This window comes from Xenorhabdus kozodoii, assembly GCF_002632875.1.
GTDB classification, from domain to species: Bacteria; Pseudomonadota; Gammaproteobacteria; order Enterobacterales; family Enterobacteriaceae; genus Xenorhabdus; species Xenorhabdus kozodoii.
This window is the reverse complement of the sequence record NZ_NJCX01000092.1, coordinates 1-887: the sequence shown is the minus strand read 5'-3', so window position 1 is coordinate 887 and position 887 is coordinate 1. Positions and strand designations below refer to the sequence as shown.

1 pseudogene is annotated in these 887 nt (G+C 46.4%); it reads left to right on the top strand.

From position 1 onward, the window contains the following. Positions 1-64: 64 nt before the first annotated feature. Positions 65-882: pseudogene (locus Xkoz_RS19235) on the top strand (IS5 family transposase). Positions 883-887 lie beyond the last annotated feature (5 nt).

Sequence of the window (887 nt, the reverse complement as noted above, 5' to 3'; positions counted from 1 at the left end):
TATCCCAATAGGAGATATTTGATATTATAGTCAGCCTGTTTTTTTACATTTAGGGGATTTTTTCATGAATAAGAAATCAATAGCCCAATGGTTCATTTCTGATGAACTCTGGCAGAAAATTGAACCCTTACTCCCTCCACATAAAACCCATCACCCTTTGGGCTGCCATCGTCGCCGTGTCGATAATCGGGCCGCTATGAATGCTATCTTTTTTGTGTTACGAACCGGATGCCAGTGGAATGCCCTCAATGCCACAGGGATTTGTTCTTCAAGCAGTGCCCACCGCCGTTTTCAGGAATGGGTGGCGGCAGGCGTCTTTGAGCGACTCTGGCAAAATGGCTTACTCGCCAGTGAAAAAATAGGGGCTATCGACTGGAGCAAATTGGCACTGGATGGCTGTTTGACTAAAGCGCCCCTGGCTGGCTCAAAAAAACAGGCCGCAATCCAACAGACCGGGGAAAACAAGGTGTAAAGCGAAGTTTGCTCACGGATGGGCAGGGCTTGCCATTAGCGATTGCCGTTGCGCCCGCTAATATTCATGATATCAGACTGGTTATAGCCACCCTGGACGGTTTACAGACAGGACGCCGGGGTTATGGCACCCCACTCCATCTGGATAAAGCTTATGAGGCGGAATGGCTGGAAAAAGAATTAAAAACCCGTGGATACGTCCCCTGCATACAATCAAGAAAAGAAGAACAAGATGCACTGGCCGAACAAGATGATTTTAAAGTGAACCGTTGGGTTGTTGAAAGGACACACAGTTGGCTTAATCGTTTTCGTCGTATTCTGATCCGTTGGGAAAAACGGGTTGAAAATTATGAAGCCATGCTTCATTTGGCTTGTAGTTTCATTGTCTGGAATATAATCCTATTGGGATAGGCTCT